The following is a 380-nucleotide window of genomic DNA, read 5'->3' on the forward strand; positions in this document are numbered from 1 at the left end:
CAGAGCCTGCCGCAGGTCGTCGGCGAGCAGGGCGATCTCGTCACGGCCGACGCCGTGCCGGATCAGCACCCGGTGCACGACCGTGTCGTGCCGGTCGGCGGGGAGCGGGTACGCGGGGACCTGCCAGCCGCGCATGCGGAGTTGGTCCGACAGGTCGTACAGGCTGAAGCCCGCCCCACGCGGGTCGGTGAGCGTGTACGAGACGGCGGGCAGCGCGCCCTCGCCGTCGTACAGGAGGGTGAACGGACCCATCTGGCGTACCTGGGCCGCGAGGTACCGGGCGGTGTCGGCGCACGCCTGCTGGACGCGGCGGTAGCCGGCCCGGCCCAGGCGCAGGAAGGCGTAGTACTGGGCGATGACCTCGCCGCCGGGCCGGGAGA

1 protein-coding gene is annotated in these 380 nt (G+C 73.9%); it reads right to left on the reverse strand.

Annotation, left to right across the window (positions count from 1 at the left end):
* On the reverse strand, nt 1–380 hold a 380-nt coding region (locus KUM32_RS43020; RefSeq protein WP_254406835.1), incomplete at both ends, for a pyridoxal-dependent decarboxylase.

Source organism: Streptomyces sp. AC627_RSS907 (assembly GCF_019049165.1).